This window comes from Actinomadura livida (genome assembly GCF_014648675.1).
In the GTDB taxonomy this organism is placed as follows: Bacteria; Actinomycetota; Actinomycetes; order Streptosporangiales; family Streptosporangiaceae; genus Spirillospora; species Spirillospora livida.
The window spans coordinates 1-22,817 of record NZ_BMRO01000029.1 but is presented as its reverse complement, the minus strand read 5'-3'; the positions used below and the strand labels follow the sequence as shown (position 1 = coordinate 22,817).

The window sequence follows — 22,817 nt, the reverse complement described above, 5'->3', positions numbered from 1 at the left end:
TTCGATGTAGGTGGTGTGGCCGTGGGTGGCGAGGTGGGTGATGGTGGGGTGGAAGTGGACGGTGTTGCGGATGTTGTTGTACCAGTAGTGGCTGTTGAGTTCGGTGCCGTTGATGGGTTGGCCGGTGACGGTGGAGTACATGGCCGTGGTGGCGGGCTGGGGTTGGATGCCGGTGGTGGCGGTGGTGATGTGGTCGGCGATGGTGTCGATGGCGGGGCTGTGTGAGGCGTAGTCGACGTCGATGCGGCGGGTTTTGATCTGCCGCTGTTCGCATTCGTCGAGGAGTTGGGTGATGGCGTGGTCGGGTCCGGCGACGATGGTGGTGGCGGGTCCGTTGATCGCGGCGATGGTGATGGTGTCGGGGAGTAGGTCGTTCAGGTCGGTGGGGGTGGTGTGGATGGCGGCCATGGTGCCGGTTCCGGCCAGTGCGGTGAGGGCTTGGCTGCGCAGGGCGATGAGTTGGGCGGCGTCGTGGAGGGTGAGGGCGCCGGCGGTGTAGGCGGCGGCGATTTCGCCTTGGGAGTGGCCGATGACCGCGTCGGGTTGGATCCCGAGGGATTGCCAGAGGTGGGCTAGGCCGGTCATCACGGCGAACAGGGCGGGCTGGACGACGTCGACCCGGTCCAGGGCCGCGGCTCCTTGGGGGGTGGTGAGGATGTCGGTGAGGGACCAGTCCACGTGTGGGGCGAGGGCTTGTTCGCACGCTTGGATGTGGTCGCGGAAGACGGGGCTGGTGGCCAGGAGTTCGGCGCCCATTCCGGGCCATTGCGATCCCTGGCCGGGGAACACGAACACGGTCTTGCCGCCCGCATCGGCGGAGGCGTGACCAGTGACCACGGCCGGGTGCGGATCACCCGCCGCCAGAGCTTCCAGACCCTCCCGCAGGCTGACCGGGTCGCCGACGATGACGGCGCGGTGCTCCAGCACCGAGCGGGTGGTGGCCAGCGCCCAGGCGACCTCACCGGCATCAAGGTCGGGGTGGGCGTCCAGGTGTTCGGCCAGGCGCCGCGCATGAGCAGCGAGCCCGGCCTCGGTCTTGGCCGACAGCAACCACGGCACCGCCGAGGATCGCTCACCCGCCGGTGCCCCTTGCCGGTCCACGTCGGCATCCGGGGAAGCGGCCTGCTCGACGATCACATGGGCGTTGGTGCCGCTGATACCGAACGAGGAGATCCCCGCGCGCCGCGGCCTCCCGGTCTCCGGCCACTCGACCTGCTCGGTGAGCAGGCGCACCGACCCGGCCGACCAGTCGACGTGCGGCGTCGGCTCATCCACGTGCAGCGTCCGCGGCAGGACGCCACGCCGCATCGCCTCGACCATCTTGATCAGGCCCGCCACGCCCGCAGCGGCCTGCGTATGCCCGATGTTCGACTTGACCGAGCCGAGCCACAGCGGCCGGTCGCCGGGCCGCTGCCGCCCGTAGGCGGCGATGAGCGCCTGAGCCTCGATCGGGTCGCCCAGCGTCGTGCCGGTCCCGTGCGCCTCGACCGCGTCGACGTCCCCCGGCACCAGACCGGCACCGGCCAGGGCCTGCTCGATCACCCGCCGCTGGGACGGCCCGTTCGGCGCGGTCAGGCCGTTGCTCGCGCCGTCCTGGTTGACCGCCGAGCCCCGTATCACCGCGAGCACAGGGTGGCCGTTGCGCTGCGCGTCCGACAGCCTCTCCACCAGCACGAGGCCGGCGCCCTCGCCCCAGCCCGTGCCGTCGGCCGCCGCCGCGAACGCCTTGCACCGGCCGTCGGGAGCCAGGCCCCGCTGCCGGGAGAACTCGGTGAACAGCCCCGGGGCCGAAAGGACCGTCGCCCCGCCGGCCAGCGCCAGGGAGCACTCGCCGCGCCGCAGGGACTGGCAGGCCAGGTGCAGCGCCACCAGCGAGGACGAGCAGGCCGTGTCGATCGTGAGCGCGGGCCCCTCCAGCCCGAACACATAGGAGAGGCGGCCCGACGCCACGCTCGGTGTGACACCCGTGGAGAGATAGCCCTCGATGTCCTCCCCGGCCTCCGACAGATGCGGCCCGTACTCCTGGTAGGTCGCGCCGACGAACACGCCGGTCCGGCCGCCCCGCACCGACGCCGGGGCCATCCCGGCGCGCTCGAACGCCTCCCAGGCCGTCTCCAGCAGCAGGCGCTGCTGCGGGTCCATGGCCAGCGCCTCACGCGGGGAGATCCCGAACAGGTCGGCGTCGAAGCAGGACGCCTCGCCGACGAAGCCGCCCTCGCGGACGTAGGAGGTGCCGGGAACGTCGGGATCCTGGTGGTAGATCCGTTCGAGGTCCCAGCCCCGGTCGGCCGGGAACGCGGTGACGGCGTCCCGGCCTTCGGCCAGCAGGCTCCACAGCCCCTCCGGGGAGGAGGCGCCTCCGGGGAAGCGGCACGCCATGCTCACGATGGCGATCGGCTCGCGGTCCCGGTCCTCCGCTTCGCGGAGGCGCTGCCGGGTGCTCTGGAGCTCGGCCGTCGCCCGCCGGAGATAGTCGCGGAACCTGTCGTCGTTCTCCATCGAGCACCAACCAATCTGGAGGGGTCGCGATCCGGGCGTCCGCGTCAGGCCTGTCCGAGCTCTCTGTCCAGGACGGCGAACAGCTCGCTGTCGGTGACCGCTTCGAGGTCGGCGGCGGGTGCGGCCGGCGCCCCGGCGCGGCGGGAGTCCCGCCACGCCCGCAGCAGCGTCTCCAGCCTCACCGTGACCGCGGCGGGGTCGTCGTCGCCGTCCGCGAGCGCCGCCAGCGTCGTCTCCAGCCGGTCGATCTCCGCCAGCGCGGCGCCGACCCCGTCGCCGCGCCCCAGGTCGAGCAGTTCGAGCAGATGGTCGGCGACCGCCCGCGGCGAGGGATGGTCGTAGACCAGGGTCACCGGCAGCCTCAGCCCGGTCTCGGCGTTGAGCGCGTTGCGCAGTTCCACCGCGGCCAGCGAGGTGAACCCGAGCTGCTGGAACGGCCGGTCCGGCGGCACCGCAGCCGTCCGGTCGTGCCCGAGCACCCGGGCCGCCCGCGCCCGCACGACCTCCTGGAGCACCGGGCCGCGCTCGGGGACGGGCAGGCGCGCCAGGCGCCGCGGCAGCGACGATCCGGCCGCGCGGCGCGCGGGGACCCGGATCAGGCCGCGCAGGACCGGCGGGAGCCCTCCGGCGACCGCCTGGCCGCGCAGCGCCGCGAAGTCCAGCCGGACCGGCAGGACCTGCGGCGCGTCGACCGCCAGCGCCGCGTCCAGCAGCGCCAGGCCCTCCGCCGGGTCCAGCGGGCGGGTGCCGAGGCGGCGCAGGCGCCGCCGCTCGCCCTCGTCCAGGCGGTCCGCCATACCGCCGGCCTCCGTCCACGGCCCCCAGGCCAGCGACCGCGCGGGCAGGCCGAGGCCGGTGCGGTACCGGGCCAGGTGGTCGAGGAAGGTGTTGGCCGCCGCGTAGTTGGCCTGGCCCGGCCCGCCCAGGGACCCCGCCGCCGACGAGAACAGCACGAACGCCGTCAGGGCGGCGTCGCGGGTCAGCTCGTGCAGGTTCCAGGCCGCGTCCGCCTTGGGCCGCAGCACCGCCTCCAACCGGTCGGGTGTGAGGGACGCGAGCACCCCGTCGTCCAAGACGCCGGCCGCGTGGACGACCCCGCGGAGCGGACGGTCGTCCGGGATGTCCGCCAGCACGGCGGCGAGTGCGCCGCGGTCGGCGGCGTCGCACGCGACCACGCTCACGCGTGCGCCGCGGCCGGTTAGCTCGGCGCGGAGGGCGGTGGCCCCCGGGGTCTCCGCTCCCCGCCGGCTGAGCAGCACCAGGTTCCGGACGCCGTGCGCGGCCACCAGGTGCGCGGCCACGAGGGCGCCCAGGCCGCTCGTACCGCCGGTGATCAGCACCGTGCCGTCCGGATCCCACTGCATCCCGGGCCGGTCGGCGCCGGACGCCGACGCGAGACGGGGCACCAGCACCGCGCCGTCGCGGACGGCCACCTCGGGCTCGCCGGCCCGCCGCAGCGCCTCGGGCACGTCCGTGTAAGAGGCGGCCGCCGGATCCAAATGCACCAGCGCGAACCGCCCGGGGTTCTCCGCCTCGGCCGCCCGCACCAGCCCCTGCACCGCCGCCTGCGCCGGATCCGCGGTCTCCGCCACCCCGCGCGTGACGATCGCCAGCCGCGCTGCCGCGAACCGCTCCTCCGACTGCCATGCCTGGAGGACCTCCAGAACCTCGGCGGCCACCCTCCGGGCCGCCGACGGCACGTCCCCCGGGTGCGCGGGGCAGGGGAGCACGACCAGCTCCGGCACCGGCGACCCCCGGCCCAGCGCCTCTTCCAGCCGCGCGGATGCCCGGACGCCGTCGGCCTCCGGCACCAGCACGACCGGATCATCGGAGGAAGCCGGCGGGGCACCGGCCAGAGAACCGGGCAGCGGAACCCAGTCGATGCGGAACAGCGAACCCGGCCCCGCGGCGCCCGGCCCCAGCCCTTCGACCGGCACGGGGCACGGCCGCACCGACCGGGCCGAGATGACCGGATCTCCGGCTTCGTCGGAGACCAGCAGTTCCACGGCACCGGGGTCCGCCGCGGGAACCAGCCGTACCCGTGCCACCCGGGCGCCTGTGGCATGCAGTGCCACCCCGCTCCACACGGAGTCGAGCACGACCGGGGCATCGGGCCCGGTAGAGAGCCGCGTCACGTGCGTCGCCGCGTCAAGCAGCGCCGGGTGCACCCCGAAACGGCCGGTGTCTGCCTGCACGCCCTCCGGCAGGGCCACCTCGGCGAACAGCTCCTCCCCGTGGCGCCAGGCCGCCCGCAGCCCCTGGAACACCGGCCCGTGGCCATAGCCCCGCGCCAGCAGGCGATCGTAGGCGTCGTCCACCTGGATCTCGGTCGCCCCGGCCGGGGGCCATGCCGTGTCCGGCTCCGGCGGCGGCACGGGCGGCGACGGTGCGAGGACGCCGGCGGCGTTGCGCATCCAGGGCCGATCGTCCGCCGGGCCGTCGGGGCGGGAATGGACGGAGACCGGCCTGGCCCCGGACTCGTCGGCCGCGGCCACCACCACCCGCAGGTCGACGCCGCCCCGTTCGGGCAGGACGAGCGGGACGTCCTGGATCATTTCCGCCAGTACGGCGCAGTCCACGAGTCCGCCGGCGTGCAGCGCCAGGTCCACCAGCGCGGACGGCGGCACCACCGCGGTACCGAGGACTTCGTGCTCGGCCAGCCAGGGATGCGCCTCACGCGTGAGCCTGCCCGTGGCGACGACGCCGTCCGACTCCGGCAGCGCCACGACCGCGCCCAGCAGCGGATGGCCGGCCGGACCCAGCCCCATCGCCGCCGGGTCCTCACCGGGCTGCCGCTCGGGGAGCCAGTAGCGGCGGTGCTCGAACGCGTACGTGGGCAGGTCCACGCGGCGTGCCCGGTGCCCGCGGAGGACCGCCTCCCAGTCCAGCGGCACACCGGACGCGTACAGCCGGCCCACGCCCGCCTGGAAGACTCCCGCCTCGGGCCGGTCCCGCTGCTGCAGGGCGACCAGCAGCGCGTCTTCGGCTCTCACGCATTCCTGCGCCATGGCGGTCAGCACGCCGTCCGGCCCCACTTCGGCGAACCGGGCGACACCCGCGTCCTCCAGGCATCCGATCGCGTCGGCGAACCGGACCGCCCGGCGGGCGTGCCGGACCCAGTAGTCCGCCGAGCCGAGTTCCTCGGCGGACGCGGCGCCGCCGGTCAGGCACGACACGAGGGGAATGGACGGCGCGTGGTAAGTGACGCTCTCGGCGACCTCGCGGAACTCCGCCAACATCGGCTCCATCAGCGGTGAATGGAACGCGTGCGACACCGTCAGCCGGGACGTCTTGGCGCCCTCGTCCTTCAGCCGGGAGGCGATCCGCTCCACCGCGTCCTCGGCCCCCGAGATCACCACCGAGGCCGGGCCGTTGACCGCCGCGATGCTCACCTCGTCGGTCAGCAGCGGCGCGACGCGGTCCTCCGGCGCCCGCACCGCCACCATCGCGCCGCCGGGCGGCAGCGCCTGCATGAGGCGCCCGCGGGCCGCCACCAGCCGCGCGGCGTCGGGCAGCGACCACACGCCCGCCGCATGCGCCGCGACCAGCTCGCCGACGGAATGGCCCGCCACGTGGTCGGGCCGGACGCCCCACGACTCCACCAGCCGGAACAGCGCGACCTCGATCGCGAACAGCGCCGCCTGCGTGTAGGAGGTCTGGTGCAGCGCCGGGTCGTCCTGCCAGAGCACGTCCCGCAGCGGGCGGTCGAGGTAGCGGTCCAGCTCCGCGCAGGCGGCGTCGAACGCCGCCGCGAACGCGGTGGACGCCGCGTACATCTCGCGGCCCATGCCGGTGCGCTGGGCGCCCTGCCCCGAGAACAGGAACGCCAGCCGTCCCGTGCGCGCGGGCTCCAGCACCAGGTTGGGCGCGGTCTCGCCGCGCGCCGCGGCGGTCAGTCCGCGGAGCATTTCGCCCGTGTCCGCGCCGACGACCACGGCACGGTGCTCCAGGGCCGCGCGCCCGGTCGCCGCGGAGAACGCCAGATCGACGGGCCGCGTCTCGGGACGGGCGCCGACGTGCTCGGCCAGCCGGGCCGCCTGGGCGCGCAGCGCCGCCGCGCCGCCGGCCGACAGCGGCAGCGGCACCGGCCCGGTCCACGACGGGACGGGATCGCTCTCCCCGTCCTGGAGCTCCGCGGTCTCCGGCTCGGCCTCCTCCAGGATCACGTGGGCGTTGGTGCCGCTGATCCCGAAGGAGGAGACCCCGGCGCGGCGCGGACGGCCGGTCTCCGGCCACCGGATCTCCTCGGTCAGCAGCCGCACGGCGCCCGAGTCCCAGTCCACGTGCGGGGTGGGGGCGTCGACGTGCAGCGTCCGCGGCAGCCGGCCGTGCCGCATCGCCAGCACCATCTTGATCACCCCGGCGATGCCGGCGGCGGTGGCGGTGTGCCCGATGTTGGACTTGATCGAGCCCAGCCAGGCGGGCCGGTCCGGCGGCCGCTCCCGCCCGTAGACGGCCAGCAGCGCCTGCGCCTCGATCGGGTCGCCCAGGGTCGTGCCGGTGCCGTGCGCCTCCACCGCGTCGATGTCGCCCGGCGACAGCCGCGCGCGGCGCAGGGCCAGGCGGATGACCCGCTCCTGGGCCGGCCCGTTCGGCGCGGTCAGCGCGCTGCTCGCCCCGTCCTGGTTGACGGCGCTGCCCCGCACGGTCGCCAGGACGGTGCGGCCGTTGCGGCGCGCGTCCGACAGCCGCTCCAGCAGCACCACGCCCACGCCCTCGCCCAGCCCGGTGCCGTCGGCCCGCGCGGCGAACGGCCTGCACCGGCCGTCGTGCGCCAGCCCGCGCTGCCGGGAGAACTCGATGAACAGGCCGGGAGTCGGCATGACCATGACCCCGCCGGCGAGGGCCAGCGAGCACTCGCCCTGCAGGAGGGACCGGCAGGCCAGGTGCAGCGCGACCAGCGACGAGGAGCACGCCGTGTCGATGGTGACCGCCGGGCCCTCCAGCCCGAACGCGTAGGCGACGCGTCCGGAGATGACGCTCCCGGTGTTGCCGGTGAGCGAGTAGTTCTCGTAGCTCGGCGGGATCTGCCGCTCGTTGGCGACGTATCCGGTGTGCGCGGCGCCGACGAAGACCCCGGTGGGACTCTCGCGCAGCCCCCGCGGGTCGATGCCGGCCCGCTCGAAGACCTGCCACGCGGCCTCCAGCATCTGGCGCTGCTGCGGATCCATCGCCATGGCCTCGCGCGGCGAGATGCCGAACAGGCCCGCGTCGAAGTCCATCGCCCCGTCGAGGAACGCCCCCGTCCGGACGTAGGAGGTGCCGGGCCTGCCGCCGGGCTCCGGATCGTGGACCTGGTCCGCGTCCCAGCCGCGGTCCTCGGGAAAGCCGGAGAACGCGTCCTTCCCGGCGGCGAGCAGCTCCCACAGGTCCTCGGGCGACTGCACGCCCCCCGGATAGCGGCACGCCATCGCGACGACGGCTATCGGCTCCCGGGCCTTCGCCTCGGCGTCCTGGAGGCGCCGGCGCGTCGCCTGCAGGTCCATCGTGACCCGCTTCAGGTACCGGCGGAGCTTGTCTTCCGTGTTGGTCATCTGAGCCTGTCTCCGGACGAAGGCGACGGGGCCACCGGGCCGATCCGAAGGATCGCGGTGGCGGTCACCTGCGGAACACGCACATCCCACGCGATGCGTGTGTCCTATGTTCCGGAGCCGGCTAAAGCCGGGCTAAGCCTCGCCTTGGCCCCGCCCGAGCGCCGGACGGGGCACGCCCGGGAGACGGTGCGCCGCCGTCCACCGCTCCTCGCGGGGGACGGCGGCGCACCACGGCCCTCAGACGGTGTAGTCGCGGCGCCGGAACCCGGCGAGGCCGAGCGCGACGAGCGCCGCGGTGAGGACGATCAGCCACACCAGGGGTGCGACGGACACGTCACCGCCCGGTAGCTTCGGGATGTGGGTGAACGGGGACAGGTCCAGCGCGCGCTGGCTCATGCCCATCAGCGCGCCGAACTGCCCCAGGAAGAGGAAGACCACGAGCGCCCCCCACCCCGCGGCCGCGGAGAGCCGGGGGAGCAGGCCGAACGCCGCGACGGTGATCGCGGCCAGCGTCCAGGCGGCGGGCAGCTGGACGAGCGCGCCGCCGAGGATGCGCGGCAGCTCCCGGCCGAGGTCGCCGCTGTTCAGGCCGTGCACCAGGCCGGCGGCGAGTCCCGCGGCGGCCACCGCGGCGGCGGTGCCGAGGAACGCGAACAGCAGGTGGCCCGCCGCCCAGCGGACCCGGGGGACCGGGCCGGTCAGCACGTGCTCGGCCCGCAGGTTCTCCTCCTCGGCGCGCAGCCGCAGCGTGGTGAGCACCGCGTAGCCCGACACGACCAGCCCGACGATGCTCATGCCGGAGGCGATGAAGGTGTCGACGAGCGTCGCCTCCCCGCCCAGGCGGGTGAACGCGTCCTTGAGGTCGTCGTTGTCGCGCAGCGCGTCCCCGACGCCCTGCGCCAGGCCGCCGAACACGGCGCCGAGGACGGCCAGCCCCGCGACCCAGGCCAGCAGCATGCCGCGGTGGACCCGCCAGGCCAGGCCGAAGGGGCCGCTCAGCGAGGGCGCGGCGGTGCCGGGACCGGGTCGCGCCACGAGGAGCCCGGCACCCAGATCGCGGCGGGCCGACAGCCGGAACGCCGCGGCGACCAGCAGTGCCGTGAGCGCGGCGGCCGGCAGCAGCACCCACCACCGCTCGTCGGCGAACGGGCGCAGCTGCTGCGCCCAGCCGACGGGGGAGAGCCACGCCAGCCACGCCAGCGCGTTGCCCTCGCCGCCGGCGTCGCCCGCCAGGCGCAGCAGGTAGGCCGCGCCCAGCGCGCCGATCGCGACGCCCCGCGCCGCGCCCGCGCCCACGGTGACCTGCGCGGCCACCGCGGCGACCGCGGCGAAGACGCAGCCGCAGACGGCGAACTGCATCGCCACCGCGAAGGACGCCCCGCCAGGCTGGCCGGAGCCGGACAGGCCGGCGGTCATGATGAGGGCCAGCACCAGGTTGGCGGCGAGGGTCACGGTCAGCGCGGCGGCCAGCGGCGCGTGCCGCCCGACCACGGTGGCGCCGAGCAGCTCGCGCCGGCCGTTCTCCTCCTCGGTGCGCGTGTGGCGGATCACCGTGAGGATGCTGATCAGCGCGACGATCAGCGGGACCAGGCCGAGGCGCTGCGTGACGATCCCGCCCAGGCTGTCGTTGTGCAGCGGTCCGAACAGCGCCAGGAAGGCCGGGTCGCTGCCGCTGGTGGCCGCGTACTCCTGGCGGTCCGCGGCCGTGGGGAACAGCTCCTCGGTCATGGAGACGAAGTTGACCGGGGCCAGCGACATCCACAGCACCCACAGCGGCAGCAGGATCCGGTCGCGGCGCAGGACCAGCCGGATCAACTTCCCGGTACCGGCGAGCGTGCCGCTCACCGCATGCTCCCGGAACGCGCGGCGGAGGCGGCCGCGCCGTCCGCGGGGCGATCGACGTAGTGGCGCAGGAAGAGCTCCTCCAGCGTGGGCGGCTGCGCGACCAGGTTCTGCACGCCCACCGCGATGAGCCGGCCGAGCACGTCGTTCAGCCGGTCGGTGTCCACCTCGCAGCGGATCTGGCCGTCCGACACCTGCACCTCGTGCGCGCCGGGCAGGTCGGGCGGCGCCGCGCCGGCCAGCCGCGCGGTGATCGAGGTGCGGCTGAGGTGGTGCATGTCCTGGATCGACCCGGTCTCCACCGTCCGCCCCTCGCGGATGATGGTGATCCGGTCGCACAGCGCCTCCACCTCGGAGAGGATGTGGCTGGACAGCAGGACCGTGCGGCCCTTGCCGGCCTCTTCGCGGACGACCTGGCGGAAGACCTCCTCCATGAGCGGGTCGAGCCCCGACGTCGGCTCGTCCAGGACGAGCAGCTCCACCTCGGAGGCCAGGGCGGCGATCAGGGTCACCTTCTGGCGGTTCCCCTTGGAGTAGGTGCGGGCCTTCTTCTTCGGATCGAGGTCGAATCGCTCGATCAGGTCGGCCCTGCGGCCGGGGTCGATCCCGCCGCGCATGCGTGCGAGCAGGTCGATGATCTCGCCTCCGGTCAGGCCCGGCCACAGGTTGACGTCGCCGGGCACGTAGGCGAGCCGCCGGTGCAGTTCGGTGGCGTCCTTCCAAGGGTCGCCGCCGAGCACGCCGATCTCACCGGCATCGGCTTGCAGCAGCCCGAGCAGGATACGGATCGTCGTGGTCTTCCCCGCCCCGTTGGGGCCCAGGAAGCCATGGACCTCGCCGGGTTCCACGGAGAGGTCGAGCTGGTCCAGCGCGCGGGTCTGGCCGAAGGTCTTCTCGACGCCAGACATCGAGATCACGGGAGTCATGCACCGGATGATATTTTAGTTTTAGAAGTTCGTAAACCTTCAATAGCTTGTGAATCGTCTGTGCTGGTGGAGAAGGAGTGATGACGCAGCGTGGAGGAGACATCGACGGGCCGCGAAGAGGCCTCGGTGCGCAGATTCGTCGAGCACCTGGCGGCCGCGCTGGCCGACTTCGGGTTCCCGCCGATGTCGGCGCGGGTGCTCGTCACGATGATGGTCAGTGACGAGGAGACGCTGTCGGCGGCGGACTTCGGGGAACGGCTCGGCGCGAGCCCGGGCGCCATCTCGACGGCCGTGCGCCACCTGATGCACATCGGGATCCTCGTGCGCGAGCCGATGGCCGGATCGCGGAGCCATCGCTACCGGCTGACCGACGACACCTGGTACGAGGGCAGCGTGTCCAAGGCCGTCTACTTCAAGGTGATCGCGGATCTCGCCGACGAGGGGGTCGGGGTACTGGGCGGCACGGAGACGCAGCCCGGGGCCCGGATGGCTGAGATGCGGGACTTCTTCCGGTTCTTTCAGAACGAGTTGACCGAGATCTACAAGCGCTGGAAGGACATCCAAGCGGGAGGTGCCGACCGTCCTTCGCCGTCCCCGGAGGCTTGAGCGCACGCACCTGCGCGGAATTCCCGATCAAGGACTCTAGGGAGACTTTAGACGGGCTTCCCATCATGGCGGGGCACCCGCGAGGCGGCCGGCGGCCGCGCAAGGAGGCAACGTGCCCGACGAGACGGTCCGGAAGAAGATCGCGCTCGACTACTGCCGGTTCATGAACGCCGGCGACGTCGACGCGGTGCTCGCGCTCTTCGTCGACGACGTCCGGTTCGAGGATCCGGTCGGCGCCGCCCCGATCCGCGGCCGCCGGGCGCTGCGGGCGCATCTCGCCAACGCGATCGAGCACGAGGTGCACGAGACCGCCGGCGACCCCGTGGCGGCCCATGACGACGAGCACGTGGTGATGCCGGTGACCGTCTCGCTGAACCCGCCGGGCGTCGAACCGGGCCAGCGGCTCCGGATCAACCTCGTCGCCATGATGAGCGTGGGCCCGGACGAACTGATCCGCCGGGTCCGGGTCTTCTGGGGGAGGACGGACGCGGCGCTGGTCCCCGACGGCTGATCCCGCCCATCCGGCCGCACCGGCCCTGCCTGGAAGGAGCAAGGCGCATGACGCAGCAGAAGGACGTTTCCCCGGCGCCGCCCAGACCGGAGAGCGGCCGCGCCGCGCTCCTGGAATGGCTCCGCTGGATGCGCGATCACCAGCCGGTGGCCCTGGACGAGACCACCGGCATGTGGCAGCTGTTCCGCTACGACGACATCCACCGCAGCCACACGGACCTGACCGACTTCTCCGCGGAGCTGGGGCGGGTGCTTCCGCTCGGCGAGCTGAGCCGCGGTGTCCTGGCCGTCATGGACCCGCCCCGCCACGGGCAGGTGCGGGCGCTGGTGAGCCAGGCGTTCACCCCGCGCACCGTGGCCCGGCTGGAACCGCACGTGGCGGAGCTCACCCGGCGGCTGCTGGACGAGGCGGCCGGCCAGGACGAGGTCGAGCTGATGCGCGCGCTGGCCTACCCGCTGCCGATCAGCATCATCGCCGAGCTGCTCGGCGTGCCGCGGCAGGACCGGGAGATGTTCCGCCGCTGGGCCGACACCCGCCTGTCGGGCGACCACGAGGCCGAGGCGGTCTTCGACGACGACACGATCCGGGCCTCGGTCGACGAGATGCACGCCTACCTGCTGGAGCACGTCCGGGCGCGGCGGCAGCGCCCCAGCGACGACCTGATCAGCAGGCTCGCCCTCGCCGAGGTCGGCGGAGACCGGCTCGACGACCAGGAGATCGTGCACTTCACCGGCCTGCTGCTGATGGCCGGCTACACCACCGTGGCGGCGATGCTGGGCAACGCGGTCCTCCTGCTCCACGACAACCCGGCCGCGGCGGACGCCCTGCGCGCCGACCCGGGCCTGATCCCGGGCGCCGTCGAAGAGGTCGTCCGGTACTACCCGCCGCTTCCGCAGAGCCTCAAGCTGCTGAAGAACGACGTCGAGCTGCACGGCACGACGATGCCCGCGGGCAGCCTGGTCACGACGTGGACGCTGTCGGCCAACCACGACGAGCGGCACATCGCCGACCCCGGCACCTTCGACATCAGGCGCGACCCGAACCCGCACGTGGGGTTCGGGCACGGGATCCACTTCTGCCTGGGGGCCTCGCTCGCCCGGCTCGAGGGGCGCATCGCTCTGGAGGCGCTGCTGGCCCGCCTGCCGGGGCCGCGGGTGCTGCGGGAACCCGAGATGTACCCCAATCCGCGGATCCTCGCACCGCGGGAGGTGTGGGTGGCGACGGGCGGATGACCCGCCCGGCCTGCCCGGGGCGCCCCGCACCGGCGGGCGCGCCCCGGGCCGCCGTCACCAGGCGACCGGCAGCTCCCGCACCCCGTAGACGCGCATGTCGTCGCGCATCCCGATCTCCTCGGCGGGCACGGCCAGGCGCAGTCCGGGGAACCGGTCGAGCAGCATCGACAGGCCGATCTGCAGCTGCCGGCGCGCGAGCTGCTGTCCCAGGCACTGGTGGATGCCGTGCCCGAAGGCCAGCTGCGCGGTCGCGGAGCCGCGCGTCACGTCGAGGGTGTCGGGATCCTCGAAGCGCCGCGGGTCCCGGTTGGCCGCCGGCAGCGAGATCGTGACCGGATCGCCGGCCCGGATCAGCCGGCCCTCCAGCTCGACGTCCTCCAGCGCGGCGCGGATGACCCCGTACTGCAGGACGCTCAGGTAGCGCAGCAGCTCCTCGACGGCGGTGTCGACCAGCGAGGGGTCGGCGCGCAGCGCGGCGAGCTGGGCGGGATCGCGGAGCAGCGCGTAGGTGCCGAGGGAGAGCATGTTCGCGGGCGGCTCGTAGCCGGCGGACAGCAGCAGCAGGCCCACCCCGATCAGCTCGGCGTCGCTCAGCTCGTCCGCGGCGATGAGCCCGCTCAGGATGTCGTCGGCCGGATCGGCGCGCTTGCGATCCTTGAGCCGATCCATGAAGGAATAGTATTCCTGGTATGCGGCCACCAGCTCCTCGGGTTTGGACGTGAAACTCGTCATCGTCTCGGTGTTCCGCTGGAATTGCTCGCGCTCGCTGTAGGGGACCCCGAGCATCTCGCAGATCATCAGCGACGGAATCGGCTTCGCGAAAGATTCGACCAGATCCACCGGCGGCCCGTGCCCGGCCATTTCGTCGAGCAGCCCCGCGGTGATCTCCTCGATTTTCGAGCTGAGCGTCCGCATCCGGGACATCGTGAACTGGGCGATCAGCGGGCGGCGCAGCCGGGTGTGGTCCGGGGGGTCCATGGCGATGAACCATCCCGGCGCCGCCGGCTGCCCTTTCAGCTCCGTCTCCGCCGAGCGGACCGGGAACTGGCGCAGCTCGTTCCGGACGCTGAAACGGCGGTCGGCCAGCACCGCCCGCGCGGCCGCGTAGCCGGTCACCAGCCAGCCCGCGGTGCCGTCCGGGTAGGTGATCCCACTGACCGGGGACTCCTCGCGCAGCCGCCGCAGATCGTCCGGGGGCGACAGCAGATCGCTGCGGTGAGTGGGATGCGGGGGCGGTGCGGTCGGTGCGTCGGTCATCTGCCTCTCCTTCTGCTCGACCGTCGAATTCATTGTCCGGTCCCGTTCCGTGGCATGTCCATAAGCGATGGGCGGTGAATTCCTCCGTGCCTGCATTTCCAGAGCCACGAAAGCGGGGCTTAAGCCGGGCGTTAGCGGCAATTTAGTGAATTACGCAGGATGTGAGGGTGCGGGCCGATCCCGGCCGTGGAGTGCCGGGCCGAAGGAGGACGACCATGGGCATGACCTCGCTGCGGCCGGGCCTGGCCGTATCCCTGGCCGCCGCGCTCGGGGAGGATCCAGGTGGCGTCTTCGCCGCGATCGGCGCGGGATCCGGCACGGTCGCGCCGGACGACGAGTGCATCCGCTTCGAGGAACTGGGCTACAGCGTCAGCGAACGGAGCTACCGGGAATCCGAACCGGCGGTCGGGGACGTCGCGACGGCCGGCGGCGAATTCTTCGACTCCGAAGGCAACGTGATCGCCCGCGACAGCGGCCGCATGCAGATCGTGCACCACGATCCCGCGACCGAGCACTGGGTCGCCTTCACCCGGGTCTCCTACGAGTTCGAGGACGGCGGCACCGCGCGCTCGATGGGGTTCGTGGACCTGAACGACCAGCTCACCGGAAGCCGGGTCGAGATCTACATCGTCGGAACGGGCGGGCGCTACCTCGGCAAGGTGGGGACCCTGTCGTGGGTCATCGAATCGACGATGAGCGCCAAAGCCAGGATGGTCCTGTGCGCGCGCCCCCTGGAGAAGTGCTGCGACACGGGATTCAGCTCCATTTCCTTCGGGTGAGGCCGATCTTCGGGCGTCATTTCGCAGACCTAGGGAGGGCGGCCCCGCATGGCGGACGACGAGACCCTGCTCAGCTACCTGAAACGCGTCGCCGCCGAACTGCACGACGCCCGGCGGCGGCTGCGCGAGGCGACCGAGCGGGACCGCGAGCCACTGGCCATCGTGGGGATGGCCTGCCGGTTCCCGGGCGGCGCGTCCTCGCCCGAAGGGCTGTGGCACCTGATCGAATCGGGGACCGACGCGGTCTCCGGATTCCCGGTGAACCGGGGATGGGACCTGGACGGCCTCTACGATCCGGACCCGGGAAAGACGGGGAAGTCCTACCTGCGGGAGAGCGGCTTCCTCCACGACGCCGACCTGTTCGACGCGGAGCTGTTCGGGATCTCCCCGCGCGAGGCGCTGGCCATGGATCCGCAGCAGCGCCTCATGATGGAGGTCGCGTGGGAGGCGCTTGAGCGCGCGGGACTCGACCCCAAGGGGGTGGGGGGAAGCCGCACGGGCGTCTTCACCGGCGCCGGGAACCTCGGCTACCTGGTCGGGATGCAGCAGGCCCGCAAGGAGGTCGAGGGCTTCTCGCTGGTCGGCAACGCCGCCAGCGTGATCTCGGGCCGGATCGCCTACACCTTCGGGCTCGAAGGGCCGGCGGTCACGGTCGACACGGCCTGCTCGTCCTCGCTGGTGGCCCTGCACCTCGCCGGCCAGGCCCTGCGGCGCGGAGAGTGCGACGCGGCGCTGGCGGGCGGCGTCGCCGTCATGCCCAACCCGAGCGAGTTCATCGAGTTCAGCCGCCAGCGCGTCCTGGCCCGTGACGGGCGCTGCAAGGCGTTCGCCGCCGCCGCGGACGGCACCGCCTTCGGCGAGGGCGCCGGCGTCCTGGTGCTGAAACGCCTGTCGGACGCCGTGCGCGACGGCTCGCGGATCCTGGCGCTGGTCCGCGGGAGCGCAACCAACCAGGACGGCGCCAGCAACGGGCTGAGCGCGCCGAACGGTCCGTCCCAGCAGCGGGTGATCCGCGCGGCCCTGGCCGACGCGCGCCTGGCCGCCGCCGACGTGGACGCGGTGGAGGCGCACGGCACCGGCACGTCCCTGGGCGACCCGATCGAGGCGCAGGCGGTACTGGCGACCTACGGGCTCCGGCGGCCCGAGGGCAGGCCGCTGCGGCTCGGCTCGATCAAGTCGAACATCAGCCACACGCAGGCCGCCGGGGGCGTGGCGAGCGTCATCAAGATGGTGATGGCGCTGCGGCACGAGCTGCTGCCCGCGACGCTGCACGTCGACGCCCCCACGCCCGAGGTGGACTGGTCGTCGGGCGCGGTGGCGCTGCTGACCGAGCCGGTGGCCTGGCCGACGCACGGCGAGCCCCGCCGGGCCGGGGTGTCCTCGTTCGGGATCAGCGGCACCAACGCGCACGTGATCCTCCAGGAGCCGCCCCCGGACGAGCGCGCCCCCGAGACTGGTGACCAGGGTGACCGGGAGTCAGTCGCCCTGGTCACCGCACCACGGCCGCCGGTCGTGCCGTGGCCGCTGTCCGGGCGCGGCGAGCGGGCCCTGCGGGAGCAGGCCGCGCGGCTGCGGTCCCACCTGACCGCGGACCCGGCCCCGGCGATGGCGGACGTCGGGCGGTCGCTGGCGGTCACCCGGGCGACCCTCGACCACCGCGCCGTCGTCCTCGCGGCCGGCAGCGGCGGGGCACTGGAGGCCCTCGGCGCGCTGAGCGAGGGCACCGAGAACGGCGACGTCGTCCAGGGCGTGGCCGACATCGACGGCAAGGTCGTCCTCGTCTTCCCCGGGCAGGGCTCGCAGTGGCCGCGGATGGCGGTGGACCTCCTCCAGGAAGCGCCGGTCTTCGCCGAACGGATGCGCGAGTGCGAACAGGTCCTGTCCTCGCACGTGGACTGGTCGCTGACCGGTGTGCTGCGCGGGGAGCCCGGCGCGCCCTCCCTGGACCGCATCGACGTGGTCCAGCCCGCCCTGTTCGCGGTCATGGTGTCGCTGGCCGCGCTGTGGCGCTCGTACGGGGTGGAGCCGAGCGCGGTCGTCGGGCACTCGCAGGGCGAGGTCGCGGCCGCCCATGTGGCCGGGGCCCTGTCCCTGGACGACGCGGTTCGGGTGGTGGTCTCCCGCAGCCGGCTGTTCGCCGAGATGCTCACCGGCAAGGGGGCCGTGGCCTCCGTGGGCGCGGCCGAGAACCGGGTGCGGGAGCGGCTGGCCGGCTGGGAGGGCCGCCTGGCCGTCGGCGGCGTCAACGGGCCCGGCTCGGTGATCGTCACCGGTGAACTGGCGGCGCTGCGCGAGTTCGCCGCCGCGTGCGCGGCCGACGGAATCCGCGCGAAGATCGTCCCGGCGACGGTGGCGTCCCACTCCGAGCAGGTGGACGCGCTCCGGGAACGGCTCCTGGAACTCCTGGCCCCGGTGAAGCCCCGCCCCGGCGGGATCGCGTTCTACTCCACCGTGACGGGCGGCCCGCTCGAGACCGGCGGGCTCGACGCGGAGTACTGGTACCGCAACGTCCGCAACCCGGTGGACTTCACCGGCGCGATCCGCGCGCTGCTGGCGGACGGGCACCGCTTCTTCGTCGAGGCGAGCCCGCACCCCGTGCTGACGGCCGGTCTCATGGAGACCGCCGAGGAAGCCGGGACGGACTGCGCGGCGACCGGGACGCTGGCGCGCGACCAGGGCGGGCTGCGCCGCTTCCTGACCTCGCTGGCCGAGCTCCACGTCCGCGGTGCCGCGGTGGACTGGACCGCCGCGTTCGAAGGAACCGGAGCCGGGTGGGTCGAACTGCCCACCTACCCCTTCCAGCGCCGCCGCTACTGGGCGGACTCGGTCGGAGCCGGGACCGCCGACGCGGCCGCGACCGGCATCGGCGCGGCGGGCCACCCGCTGCTGGGAGCCTCGCTGGGGCTGGCCCGGGGCGGCACCGTGCTCACCGGCCGGCTGGCGCTGGGCACGCACCCCTGGCTGGCCGACCACGTCGCGCTGGGGACCGCGATCGTCCCCGGGGCGGCGTTCGCCGAGCTGGCGATCCGGGCCGGAGACGAGGTGGGCTGCGACCGGATCGAGGAACTGACCCTGCGGCGGCCGCTCGTGCTCCCCGCGACGGGCGCGGTGCTCCTGCAGGTCGTGATCGAGGACGCCGACCCGGAAGGGCGGCGGGCGGTGGGCGTGTACTCGCGCCCCGACGGCGCCGCCTCCCCGGATCCGCCATGGACGCCGCACGCCGAAGGCGTCCTCGCCACCGGCGGACCGGGCGGCGGCCGGCGCGCGGAGGGGCTGGGCGCGTGGCCGCCACCGGGCGCGCGGCCCGTGGACCTGACGGGCTTCTACGACGATCTCGGCGAGCGCGGCTACCGGTACGGGCCGGCCTTCCAGGGCCTGAGCGCGGTGTGGCGGCGCGGCGACGAGGTGTTCGGTGAGGTGCGCCTGCCGGAGCGGCAGGCCGAGGACGCCGGGAACTTCGGCGTGCACCCCGCGCTGCTGGACGCCGCGCTGCACGCCGCGCTCGCGGCCGGCGGTCCGGCGGCCGACGGCCTGGTCCGGCTGCCGTTCGAGTGGAGCGGGGTGGAACTCCACGCGGTCGGCGCCACCACCGCGCGGGTCCGGATCACCCCGGCGGGGGACGGCGCGATATCGCTGACCATGGCCGACGCGGACGGCGAGCCGGTGTGCACCGTCGAGTCGCTGGCGCTGCGCCCGGTCTCCACCGACCAACTGGAACAGGCCGACGGGGAGCGGCGGGACTCGTTCCTCCACCGGGTGGAGTGGACACCGCTACCGCAGCATGATGCCCCGGCCCCGCTGGGGGACTGGGCCGTCGTCGGCGCGGATGCGCTCGGCCTCCTGCCCGCGCTCGAGGCGGGGGAGGCGAGCGTCCACCGGTACCCGGACCTGACCGCGCTCGCGGACTCGGACGGCCCCGTTCCCGGCACGGTCCTGGTCTCCTCCGGTGCCGAAGCCGCGGCCCCCGGCACCGTCGGAGCCCGGGCCCGCGAGGCTGCGTGCGGGACGCTTCAGCTGATCCAGGACTGGCTGGCCGACGAGCGCTTCGAGGCGTCCACCCTGGTGGTCGTGACCCGCGGCGCCGTGGCGGCGGGAGAACACGACGGCGTCGCCGACCTGGTGCACGCGCCGGTGTGGGGTCTGCTCCGCTCCGCCCAGGCGGAGAACCCGGGCCGTGTCGTGGCCGTGGACATCGACGGTCCGGACGATCTGGCGACCTCACTGTCGGCGGTCCTGGCCGCGGAGACCGCGCAGGCGGCCGTACGGAACGGAACGGTGCTGACGCCGCGCCTGGAACGGATCACCGGGGCGGTGCCCGATCAGCGCTCTGATGTCGAGGACGGACTGTGGAACCCGTCGGGCACCGTCCTGATCACGGGCGGGACGGGGACGCTCGGGCGGCTGCTGGCCCGGCACCTGGTCACCGCGCACGGCGTCCGCCATCTGGTGCTGACCAGCCGGTCCGGACCCCGGGCGCAGGGGGCGGCCGAGCTGCAAGACGAACTGGTCGCCCACGGGGCACGGGCGCACCTGGCCGCCTGCGACGCCGCCGACCGCTCCGCGCTGGCGGAGGTCCTGGACGGCATACCGGACGAGCATCCGCTGACGTGGGTGGTCCATGCCGCGGGAGCCCTGGACGACGGTGTGATCGGCGCGCTGACCCCCGACCGGATGGCCGCGGTGATGCGCCCGAAGGTGGACGCCGCGGTCAACCTCCACGAACTGACCGGCGGGCTCGACCTGGCGGCGTTCGTCCTGTTCTCGTCGGCCGCCGGGGTCCTGGGCAATCCGGGGCAGGGCAACTACGCCGCGGCGAACGCGTTCCTGGACGGCCTCGCGGCGTCCCGCCGGGCCGCGGGGACGCCCGCGCTCTCCCTCGGCTGGGGGCTCTGGGCCGAGTCCGGCGGGATGACCGCCGAGATCGACCGCGACGACCCGTCGTGGGCGCGCCGGTCGGGCGTGGTACCGCTCGAAACGACTGCCGCCCTGGACCTCTTCGACTCGGCGTGCGGCACGGCCGAGAGCCTGGTGCTGCCGATGCGGCTCGACACCGCCGCCCTGCACGCCCGGGCCGGCGCGGGCCTCCTGCCGGAGATGCTGCGCGGGCTGATCCGCGTACCGTCGCGGCGCACCGCGAGCGGCGAGCGCTCCGGCGACGGGGCCGCGCTCGCACGGCGCCTGGCCGCCCTGCCGCCGGCCGAACGGGACCGCGAGGTGCTGCGCCTCGTGCGCGGCCAGGTCGCGGCCGTGCTGGGGCACGGGGATCCGGAGGCCGTGGACGCCGACCGGGCGTTCCGCGAACTCGGCTTCGACTCGCTCACGGCCGTGGAACTGCGCAACCGGCTGCGGACGGCGACGGGGCTGCGCCTGCCCGCGACGCTGGTCTACGACCATCCCGCTCCGAGCGCGGTGGCGCGCCTGCTGCGCACCGGACTGCTGGGGGAGCAGGACGCGGCGGCGGACCGCGAAGCGGAGCCGGCCGCGGCCGACGAACCGATCGCGATCGTCGGGATGGGCTGCCGCTTCCCCGGCGGCGTCGGATCCACCGAGGACCTGTGGCGCCTGGTCGTCGGAGGAACGGACGTCATCTCCGGCTTCCCCGAGGACCGGGGCTGGGACCTGGAGCGGCTCTACCATCCCGACCCCGACCACCTCGGCACGTCGTACGCGCGGGAGGGAGGCTTCCTCCACTCCGCCGGGGAGTTCGACGCCGGCTTCTTCGGGATCTCCCCGCGCGAGGCGGCGACCATGGACCCGCAGCAGCGGCTCCTGCTGGAGGTCGCCTGGGAGACCATCGAACGCGCCGGGATAGACCCGATGTCGCTGCGCGGGAGCACCGCGGGCGTGTTCGCCGGGGCGATCCACCAGGACTACGCCGCTGACGCACGGCCCCAGGACATCGAGGGCTACCTGCTGAGCGGCACCACGGGCAGCGTCATGTCCGGGCGTGTCGCCTACACCCTCGGCCTTGAGGGACCCGCCGTCACGATCGACACGGCCTGCTCGTCGTCCCTGGTCGCCCTGCACATGGCGGGCCACGCGCTGCGGCAGGGGGAGTGCTCGCTGGCGCTCGTCGGCGGCGTGACGGTGATGTCCGCACCGGACACCTTCGTGGAGTTCTCCCGCCAGCGGGGCCTGTCCACCGATGGCCGGTGCAAGGCGTTCGCGGCGGCGGCCGACGGCACCGGCTGGTCCGAAGGCGCCGGCGTACTCCTGGTGGAGCGACTGTCCGACGCGGTGCGCAACGGCCGCCGCGTGCTGGCGGTGGTCCGGGGCTCGGCGGTCAACCAGGACGGCGCCAGCAACGGCCTGACGGCCCCGAACGGGCCGTCGCAGCAGCGGGTGATCCGCGCGGCCCTGGCGAACGCCCGGCTCTCACCGGGCGAGGTCGACGCGGTCGAGGCGCACGGGACCGGCACGCGGCTGGGCGACCCGATCGAGGCGCAGGCCCTCCTGGCGGCCTACGGCGAGGACCGGCCGCCCGACCGCCCGCTGTGGCTGGGGTCGGTCAAGTCGAACCTCGGGCATACGCAGGCCGCTGCGGGGATGGCGGGCCTGATCAAGATGGTCGAGGCGATGCGGCGTGGCGTCCTGCCGCGGACGCTGCACGTGGATGAGCCGACTCCGCACGTCGACTGGTCGGCGGGTGCGGTGGAGCTGCTCACCGAGCAGGTCGAGTGGCCGGAGACCGGGAGGCCGCGGCGCGCGGGGGTCTCCTCCTTCGGCGCGAGCGGCACCAACGCCCATGTGATCGTCGAGCAGGCCCCCGCCGCTCCGCCCGCCGAAATCGTCCCGCCCCAGCCGCACACCGCGGGCACCGAACCCAAGCCCGTGCCGTGGGTCGTTTCAGCGAAGACCGAGGCGGGGCTTGCCGCGCAGGCGCGGCGCCTGGCCGAGCACCTGGACGCCCACCCCGACCTGGATGCCGGTGAGGTGGCGTGGGCACTGGCCACCACCCGCTCGGTCCTGGAACATCGTGCCGTCATCGTGGGCGACGAGGCGACGCTGCGTGAGGGGTTGCGGGCGTTGGCGGCCGGTGAGCCGCACCCGGCCGTGGTCACCGGCCGCGCCGTGCCCGGCCAGGGCGGCAAAACGGTGTTCGTGTTCCCCGGCCAAGGGTCGCAGTGGGCCGGGATGGGCGCCGACCTGATGACCACCAGCCCCGTCTTCCGCGACCACATCCTGGCCTGCGAGCAGGCACTGGCCCCGCATGTGGACTGGTCGCTCACCGACGTTCTCACCACCCCCGAAGGAGCCGCGGCCCTGGAACGGGTCGATGTCGTCCAACCCGCGCTATTCGCGGTGATGACCGGCCTGGCCCACCTGTGGCGATCCCTCGGGATCGAACCCGACGCGGTCATCGGCCACTCCCAAGGGGAGATCGCCGCCGCCTACTGTGCCGGCGCCCTCACCCTCAACGACGCCGCCCAACTCGTCGCCCTGCGCAGCAAGGCCCTGACCGCACTGGCCGGGACCGGGACCATGGCCGCCCTCCACGCCACCCCCGGCGACCTGAACGACCTGCTGCCCGACACCATCACCGTCGCCGCAGTCAACGGTCCGGCCACCACCATCGTCGCCGGACCCGACGACGCCATCAGCCGGCTCCTCGACGAGTGCGAACAGCGCGA

The 22,817-nt window shown here is 73.9% G+C and carries 10 protein-coding genes; 5 read left to right on the top strand and 5 right to left on the bottom strand.

Annotated features, from left to right (window positions below):
* The 4 genes from IEZ03_RS36700 to IEZ03_RS36685 form a co-directional block, all read right to left on the bottom strand.
* Window positions 1–2,499, bottom strand: a 2,499-nt coding sequence (locus tag IEZ03_RS36700; protein ID WP_189241276.1) for a type I polyketide synthase, incomplete at its 3' end; no start/stop codon positions are given.
* A 44-nt stretch (window positions 2,500–2,543) separates the two neighbouring features.
* Window positions 2,544–8,033 (bottom strand): type I polyketide synthase, encoded by a 5,490-nt coding sequence (locus IEZ03_RS36695; protein ID WP_184885439.1) that lies wholly within the window; start codon window positions 8,031–8,033, stop codon window positions 2,544–2,546.
* 237 nt (window positions 8,034–8,270) lie between these two features.
* Window positions 8,271–9,878 (bottom strand): ABC transporter permease, encoded by a 1,608-nt coding sequence (locus IEZ03_RS36690; RefSeq protein WP_184885437.1) that lies wholly within the window; start codon window positions 9,876–9,878, stop codon window positions 8,271–8,273.
* The gene (locus IEZ03_RS36685) at window positions 9,875–10,801 is read right to left on the bottom strand and encodes an ABC transporter ATP-binding protein (protein ID WP_184885435.1); all 927 of its coding nucleotides are present in this window, start codon (window positions 10,799–10,801) and stop codon (window positions 9,875–9,877) included. The genes IEZ03_RS36690 and IEZ03_RS36685 overlap by 4 nt, the downstream gene beginning before the upstream one ends.
* Before the next feature lie 90 nt (window positions 10,802–10,891).
* On the opposite strand from IEZ03_RS36685, the gene IEZ03_RS36680 reads away from it, so the two are divergent.
* From IEZ03_RS36680 to IEZ03_RS36670, 3 genes are all read left to right on the top strand, one after another.
* On the top strand, window positions 10,892–11,407 hold the full coding sequence (locus tag IEZ03_RS36680; RefSeq protein WP_184885433.1) for a GbsR/MarR family transcriptional regulator: 516 nt from the start codon (window positions 10,892–10,894) through the stop codon (window positions 11,405–11,407).
* Between the two features lie 112 nt (window positions 11,408–11,519).
* On the top strand, window positions 11,520–11,918 hold the full coding sequence (locus IEZ03_RS36675; RefSeq protein WP_132049231.1) for a nuclear transport factor 2 family protein: 399 nt from the start codon (window positions 11,520–11,522) through the stop codon (window positions 11,916–11,918).
* A 47-nt stretch (window positions 11,919–11,965) separates the two neighbouring features.
* The gene (locus IEZ03_RS36670) at window positions 11,966–13,150 is read left to right on the top strand and encodes a cytochrome P450 (RefSeq protein ID WP_184885431.1); all 1,185 of its coding nucleotides are present in this window, start codon (window positions 11,966–11,968) and stop codon (window positions 13,148–13,150) included.
* Window positions 13,151–13,204: 54 nt separating this feature from the next.
* Here IEZ03_RS36670 and IEZ03_RS36665 read toward each other — a convergent pair whose 3' ends face one another.
* The gene (locus IEZ03_RS36665; RefSeq protein ID WP_184885429.1) at window positions 13,205–14,407 is read right to left on the bottom strand and encodes a cytochrome P450; all 1,203 of its coding nucleotides are present in this window, start codon (window positions 14,405–14,407) and stop codon (window positions 13,205–13,207) included.
* Window positions 14,408–14,622: 215 nt separating this feature from the next.
* Between IEZ03_RS36665 and IEZ03_RS36660 the strand changes: the two genes are divergently transcribed.
* A complete protein-coding gene (locus tag IEZ03_RS36660) occupies window positions 14,623–15,186 on the top strand; it encodes an allene oxide cyclase barrel-like domain-containing protein (protein WP_184885427.1) in 564 nt (187 codons plus the stop codon).
* A gap of 48 nt (window positions 15,187–15,234) precedes the next feature.
* Window positions 15,235–22,817, top strand: a 7,583-nt coding sequence (locus tag IEZ03_RS36655; protein ID WP_189241275.1) for a type I polyketide synthase, incomplete at its 3' end; no start/stop codon positions are given.